Annotated in this window: 7 protein-coding genes; 2 read left to right on the top strand and 5 right to left on the bottom strand. The window is 41.5% G+C overall.

The window, feature by feature from the left end:
* Positions 1–225: 225 nt before the first annotated feature.
* From CALSC_RS07500 to CALSC_RS07480, 5 genes are all read right to left on the bottom strand, one after another.
* Positions 226–1,434, bottom strand: coding sequence for a 30S ribosomal protein S1 (locus tag CALSC_RS07500; RefSeq protein ID WP_088240755.1), 1,209 nt, complete (start codon positions 1,432–1,434; stop codon positions 226–228).
* A 555-nt stretch (positions 1,435–1,989) separates the two neighbouring features.
* Positions 1,990–2,085 carry a photosystem II reaction center protein T gene (locus tag CALSC_RS07495; RefSeq protein WP_037216787.1) on the bottom strand — a complete coding sequence of 32 codons (96 nt, stop codon included), beginning with the start codon at positions 2,083–2,085 and terminating at the stop codon, positions 1,990–1,992.
* Positions 2,086–2,291: 206 nt separating this feature from the next.
* On the bottom strand, positions 2,292–3,827 hold the full coding sequence (gene psbB / locus CALSC_RS07490; RefSeq protein ID WP_088240754.1) for a photosystem II chlorophyll-binding protein CP47: 1,536 nt from the start codon (positions 3,825–3,827) through the stop codon (positions 2,292–2,294).
* A 484-nt stretch (positions 3,828–4,311) separates the two neighbouring features.
* Complete coding sequence (locus CALSC_RS07485) at positions 4,312–4,647, bottom strand: hypothetical protein (protein WP_088240753.1); 336 nt, start codon at positions 4,645–4,647, stop codon at positions 4,312–4,314.
* A gap of 98 nt (positions 4,648–4,745) precedes the next feature.
* Positions 4,746–5,699, bottom strand: coding sequence for a helix-turn-helix transcriptional regulator (locus CALSC_RS07480; RefSeq protein WP_088240752.1), 954 nt, complete (start codon positions 5,697–5,699; stop codon positions 4,746–4,748).
* A 156-nt stretch (positions 5,700–5,855) separates the two neighbouring features.
* Between CALSC_RS07480 and CALSC_RS28155 the strand changes: the two genes are divergently transcribed.
* Positions 5,856–6,032, top strand: a complete 177-nt coding sequence (locus CALSC_RS28155) for a DUF6888 family protein (protein WP_407641894.1) — start codon at positions 5,856–5,858, stop codon at positions 6,030–6,032.
* Positions 6,029–6,217 carry a DUF6887 family protein gene (locus CALSC_RS07475; RefSeq protein WP_088240751.1) on the top strand — a complete coding sequence of 63 codons (189 nt, stop codon included), beginning with the start codon at positions 6,029–6,031 and terminating at the stop codon, positions 6,215–6,217. The genes CALSC_RS28155 and CALSC_RS07475 overlap by 4 nt, the downstream gene beginning before the upstream one ends.
* Positions 6,218–6,577: the final 360 nt, after the last annotated feature.

The following is a 6,577-nucleotide window of genomic DNA, read 5'->3' as shown; positions in this document are numbered from 1 at the left end:
CGTTTCCCTATGACGAAAGAATTCCACGGTTGATCGCCTAGCCTAACCGTGGGAGTGTCAACTGCTATAGCAATGGACATATTGGTTAGGACAGTATTGTTCGACTCAAGAACCATCAACCACCAACCATCAACAACAAATCACAAAAAAAGAGGGAAGTTCCCCTCTTAATCTGAATCAGTTTAGAGTTTTGGAAATTATTACCAAATATTAAGAATAATTAATCTATGACTCTTCTCCATCAACAGCTACAGCAACTTCTGTGGTTTCCTCAGTAGCAGCGACAACCTCTTCTGTGGCTTCCTCAGTAGCAGCGACAACCTCTTCTGTGGCTTCCTCAGTAGCAGCGACAACCTCTTCTGTGGCTTCCTCAGTAGCAGCGACAACCTCTTCTGTGGTTTCCTCAGCAGCAGCGACAACCTCTTCTGTGGCTTCCTCAGCAGCAGATGGTACTTCTTCTAGTTCTTCTGTAGCAGATGGTACTTCTTCCGCACTTACATCAGCTTCAGGTTCAAGAGTTATTCCTTGCTGTTTAGCTAACATTTGTTCGCGGTATTTAGCAGCCATTTCTTCTGCTCTATTGTATACCACGTCACGGTTTTTAATCATGTCACCCGGTTCTGGTTCCAACTGCTTAGTAGACAGTGAAATCCGACCTCTTTCCGCATCCAAATCAATAATCATGACTTTCAATTCGTCATTGACATTGAAGACGCTATGAGGTGTATCAATGTGTTCGTGGGAAATCTCGGAAATGTGCAGTAGACCACTGACACCACCAATGTCAATAAAGGCACCATATGGTTTAATGCCACGTACTGTACCAATTACCACCTCACCCACTTCTAAGCGGTTCATCTTCCGCTCAACTAGTGCTCGACGATGTGATAAGACAAGACGGTTGCGTTCTTCGTCTACTTCCAAGAATTTCAGTGGTAGTTCTTCGCCTAATAAATCTTCTTTTGGCTTGCGAGTACTAATGTGAGAACCGGGGATAAAACCACGCAATCCTTCGATTCTGACTAATGCACCACCACGGTTAGTGGCAAATACACCAGAACGAACTGTAGCATCCTCGGCTTGCAACTGTCTCACGCGCTCCCAAGCACGCATATATTCAATCCGGCGGATGGAAAGGGTTAACTGTCCATCTTCATTTTCATCGGTAAGGATGAAAAATTCCCTGGTTTCATTAGATTGTAAAACTTCATCCGGGCTATCCACCCGGTTTATAGACATTTCTTGTATAGGTATATATGCTGCTGTTTTAGCACCGATGTCAATCAGAGCTCCACGCGGCTCTATACTGAAAACTGTACCGGGCACGATATCCCCTGGACTAAAGTGATAATCGTATTTGTCGAGTAGGGCTGCAAAATCGTCGTGAGTGAACCCAATTTCAGCAGTAGCAGTTGATGATTTCTGATTGACCATGCGAGTTGTTTCCTGGTTTTAGTCTCCGTAATTTTCGTGCCTCCTAGCGATGTATACGCAAGGGCCTCATAGGCAAGTCTACACCTACATCCTTCATCATCGTAGCGCAGCAAAGCTAATCTTAACATGCATTAAATGACAAATAAGATATTATATCGGATTTTATGGTTATATTTTATTTAAGCCATCCTTAATTTAACTTTGTACTCATTTAAGAAGGCAGGAAGAGGCAGGGGAGCAGGGAGTAGGGAGTAGGGAGCAGGGAGCAGGGGAGAAACCTCAATATATAAGGCTTGTACCATCAAGGAATTAAAACGCCACTTGTTTTATGCTGGGAAACCCTTCCACCCACCACAATGGCTCACTTATTACTTATTACTTATTACTTGTTACTTGTTACTTGCGCGTAGCGCTATAACTTGTAAATCCCAAAACGCTGATGGCTTTCCTCTGCTCCTACTTCCTTCGTTTAAAAATATAATTACCGCTGTCACTAGGTTAAGTAACAGCGGCTAATATTTCGCTATTCAAACAATTGACAGCGTTTAATTGTTGCTATTTCCCAATGCGGGGTGGTTCGCGGAATGCGATCGCAAAGAAAAGAGTTCCAATTGCTAGAGCTAAAATTAAAATGTAAGCAACGCTTTCCATATGACTATTTTTTCCCTTCTAGCCTTTTAAGAATAGTGTACCAAGTGACAAGAAAGAATGGTAACAAAGAAGGATGAAGTTACGCAGATCAAGTTAGAAATAGATATCAAATATATCTATAGATAGATGATGATAAACCTTTTTCATTCCTTAACCAGCAACTTGCAGCCTTACTCTGACCATTCCTCAAATTTGCAGAGAAAGCCTTAGGCAATTTCTTTACCAGGAGTTCTGGTGGATTTATCACCAACTTTCTGGAATAAGCCCCACTCTACTTGTTCTTCCAGATCAGCTTCTACACCGGCAAATACGTCGCGGTAGATTGTCCGAGAGCCATGCCAAATGTGACCAAAGAAGAATAACAGAGCAAATACGGCGTGTCCGAAGGTAAACCAACCTCTGGGACTAGTGCGGAATACACCGTCAGAATTCAAGGTTTCTCGATCAAATTTAAAGATTTCTCCACCTTGAGCACCACGGGCAAAACGTTTGACTATGGCAGGATCTGTAAATGTTTTACCACCTAAGTCACCACCATAGATGCTAACTGTAACACCAGTTTGCTCAAAGCTGTACTTAGATTCTGCCCGACGGAAGGGGATATCAGCACGGATAACGCCATCCTTATCAGCCAGAACTACGGGGAAGGTTTCAAAGAAGTTAGGTAGGCGACGTACGTTCAGTTCCCGACCTTCAGCATCTGTGAATACAGCGTGACCCTGCCAAGATTGGGCAATCCCATCACCATTAACCATGGCTCCGGTACGGAATAAACCACCTTTAGCGGGGCTATTACCGACATAATCATAGAAGGCGAGTTTTTCGGGAATTTTTGACCAAGCTTCTGATAAACTTTCCCCATTGCTGAGGCTAGCTTGAACTCGGCGGTCAATTTCTTGTTGGAAATATCCCTGATCCCATTGGTAACGTGTAGGACCAAACAGCTCAACGGGAGTAGCGGCGTTACCGTACCACATGGTTCCAGCAACAACAAAGGCTGCAAAGAATACTGCGGCAATACTACTGGAAAGTACGGTTTCAATATTACCCATCTTCAGGGCTTTATACAGCCTTTCAGGTGGTCTTACAGTGAGGTGGAATAAACCTGCAATAATACCAACTACACCAGCAGCAATGTGGTGTGCCACTATGCCGCCAGGGTTAAATGGGTCAAAGCCTGCTGGGCCCCATTCCGGGGCTACTGGCTGCATATGACCCGTCAAGCCATAGGCATCGGAAACCCACATTCCCGGACCAAATAAACCAGTCTGGTGGAATGCTCCGAAACCGAAGCAAAGTAAACCAGATAAGAACAAGTGAATACCAAACATTTTTGGCAAATCCAAAGCGGGTTCGCCAGTGCGGGGGTCTTGGAATAATTCCAAATCCCAGAATACCCAGTGCCACACAGCAGCTAGGAATAGTAAACCGGAAAGTACGATGTGGGCAGCAGCAACCCCTTCAAATGACCAGAAACCAGGGTCATAGTTAGGATCGCCGATTACGTTCCAACCACCCCAGGAACCTACAACACCTAAACGTGACATGAAGGGTAGTACGAACATACCCTGCCGCCACATTGGGTTGAGTACTGGATCACTGGGGTCAAAAATAGCTAGCTCATAAAGAGCCATAGATCCAGCCCAGCCTGCTACTAGGGCTGTGTGCATCAAGTGTACGGAAATTAGCCGTCCTGGATCGTTCAGAACGACTGTGTGTACTCGGTACCAAGGTAGTCCCATCGACTACGCCCCTCCTCGATGAGTTCGTTTACAAAGCAATTTTCTTACGGAAGTTATGACTAGGAGCAGATAAGTTTCCTGTGGGGAAATTTACTGGCCCTGTGAAAAAACTTCTCTCAGTTTTTGTTATTGCCACAGTCTACATTTTTCCACAGCTTGGTCTGAAAAATATAGACAGCTTGGTTAATTGGGCAAACTTGACGTACTTTGGGTATATAGCCAGGAAGGTCTAATCCCAGGATGATGTACGCAAGGGCCAAGTAAAAATGAGAATGTTTTAAAAAGTGTAACTAGAATATGTAGCTCTTTGCAAGGGGATTTTGGTAGCGATCGCTTATAGTCAAAGTCAGTTACTGTAGTTATTTGGACTGAATTATGGGGTTACGCGCAAGTCCTGAAGTAATAAGTTTACTATTTATCGGTTTAAGTATTTAATCATTTTCTCATTTAATTAGGTAGTGCTATATACAAAATTTGAGTAGTATTAAAATACTACTGAGTTGAGATTTTGCAGTTGGCATTTAGTTGCGGCTTTACCTAAATGTTCGATGACTTGCTCGGCACTCATTAACCGCCGTAAAATTACTTGACCAATGGCTTGTTGTGATGTGGGCAATGATGTTTCATCTATTGGTTTCACTTCTACCATTACGACTGCTGCTTCTACTCGATACAGCCATAACATTTCGCTTGTTTCGATTAAACAAATATTCAGCTGTTCAATTTCAGGGGAGCGTCGCCATGCAGTAACCTGCCATAATCCATCTGTGGCCCATACTCTATCAATTGTCCAGCCTTCCGATAAGAAAAAATATTTCATGTTAATCCACTCTAGGGACAGGATCTTGCCAAAGCATTAGGTTTTTGGCAAAACAATTTTATACTTCACACCGGTATAAACCCATCTCTATAAGATTATTATAATCTTACTTGAGTGTAAGCTTTGTGATGCTCATCTCTGATTTCATTAGCAACCCAATCGGGTTCAATAATTTGTACATTGGCACCATATTGTAAAATTCGTTGCCGGAACCAAAACCAATAATCTATCTTGGCGATAATATCAACAAATTTTGACTCTAAGTTGCGCTCAATTACAAACTCATCTTTTCTCCTAGGTTGATAATTAGCTAATTGTCCGCTCAGACGGTAGCGAATTTCTAATGTGGGGAAGTCTAAAGATAGCCAGTGGGTATCAGATACTCCACCAACATACTGGATTCTATCAACCCGAAAAAGATGGTTTTGGTCAATGTTGGGAAAGTGTGTAAATCGCCAAGAATTCCAGTCTGGGATGAATGCAAATAAATAAAGAACTCCATTATGTAAACGTAATTCGCAACGATCTATATCCCAAATTTTTGGGGTTCCATTGGGGCTTTGATATCGAATTATGTAGCGACGTTGCTGTTGGATTCTTGCTTGAAGTTGGCGAACTATAATATCTAGTTTGTCTTCGCTGTAATCGACTGGAGGACTAAAGTTGACTTTGATATATGGTGGAATATCGGATGTTTTGAGGTTGCCAATTTTTTGTATTTGGCTTGCTTGTGCGGAAAAACCCATGTCTGAAAGAATATAGGCTGCATGGGCGAGTGCCTGTCGTTGTTGGGTGGAAAGGATGACGGGAAAGTTTGATTCTATTAATTCGTAGGGGTAATGGGGGGCGCTTTTTATTTCTATGCCGCAGTCTCTAAGTTTGCGAATTGTCCGGGTGAGTTTTTGAATGGTGTCACCATCAGATTTACCATGTTTTTCTAGATAATTTGAGAGTAAATCGGATAATTCCTCTCGTTTTCTAGGTTTTTCGGCTAGCAGTTTCAGGATTAATAAGGCAAATGCAATCTGGTTATAGCTGGTTTTATTAGCCATGAATCAAAATAGAGATTGAAATCAAAATATGATTTTTCTTATTTTAATCTGGGTTAATTAATCAATGGTAATTTATGCTTTTTTAAGAGAAAAAATAAGCGTCTTAGAACTAGTTTTGCGATACTGATTCATGTTTTTTAAATTATGGGGTGACATATGGAGTCAACAGCCCAGCAATTGAAATCTTTCTATAGAATGGTGGTAAGGATAAGCAATTTACTTCAGCCGGTCAACTTGGTTCGATATGATGAACGTGTCGAACGAATTGTTATTTTGGTGGGAGAGACGATACAAATTGAAATACTTCCAAATGGAGAGGTGTTAATTCAATGAAACAGCTTAATTATCAAGCTATGTCAGATACAGAATTGTTGATGTATGTTAAACAACATCCAGAAGATAAGCAAGCGTTTTATGTTTATGTGGATAGGAAGCGTGCTGCTTCTGTTAAATCAGTTCCGATGACTCTTGAAGAAGCAGAAGCGGAATTAGAAAAACGTATTCGTAAACAAAATTAACAATCTACAATCCCGTTTCCAGGATTCATTAATAAGAAAGTTGGTAATGGATTCAGTGTGACTGAACTGGTTTGAGGTTTCAATCCCGTTTCCAGGATTCATTAATAAGAAAGACGATATAGTAAAGGAATAGCCGCAGTATAACCATTATGTTTCAATCCCGCTTCCAGGATTCATTAATAAGAAAGAATTAAGATTTACTTATAGCTCTGAGTATTAGAATGTTTCAATCCCGTTTCCAGGATTCATTAATAAGAAAGATTTCTTATTAGGAATAGTTGACCAATCTTTTACATGTTTCAATCCCGTTTCCAGGATTCATTAATAAGAAAGTAATAAATTTTGGCTACTAGACAAGGT

Source organism: Calothrix rhizosoleniae SC01, from assembly GCF_900185595.1.
Classification (GTDB): domain Bacteria; phylum Cyanobacteriota; class Cyanobacteriia; order Cyanobacteriales; family Nostocaceae; genus Calothrix_A; species Calothrix_A rhizosoleniae.
Note: the sequence above shows the minus strand (reverse complement) of the source record. Positions and strands in the feature narration are given on the sequence as shown.

Bases quoted from the DNA above. Each gene is read 5' to 3' on its own strand.
- CALSC_RS07480 (WP_088240752.1), bottom strand. From the start codon at position 5,699: ATGGCTAATAAAACCAGCTATAACCAGATTGCATTTGCCTTATTAATC.
- psbB (WP_088240754.1), bottom strand. From the start codon at position 3,827: ATGGGACTACCTTGGTACCGAGTACACACAGTCGTTCTGAACGATCCA.
- CALSC_RS07475 (WP_088240751.1), top strand. From the start codon at position 6,029: ATGAAACAGCTTAATTATCAAGCTATGTCAGATACAGAATTGTTGATG.
- CALSC_RS07495 (WP_037216787.1), bottom strand. From the start codon at position 2,085: ATGGAAAGCGTTGCTTACATTTTAATTTTAGCTCTAGCAATTGGAACT.
- CALSC_RS07485 (WP_088240753.1), bottom strand. From the start codon at position 4,647: ATGAAATATTTTTTCTTATCGGAAGGCTGGACAATTGATAGAGTATGG.
- CALSC_RS07500 (WP_088240755.1), bottom strand. From the start codon at position 1,434: ATGGTCAATCAGAAATCATCAACTGCTACTGCTGAAATTGGGTTCACT.
- CALSC_RS28155 (WP_407641894.1), top strand. From the start codon at position 5,856: ATGGAGTCAACAGCCCAGCAATTGAAATCTTTCTATAGAATGGTGGTA.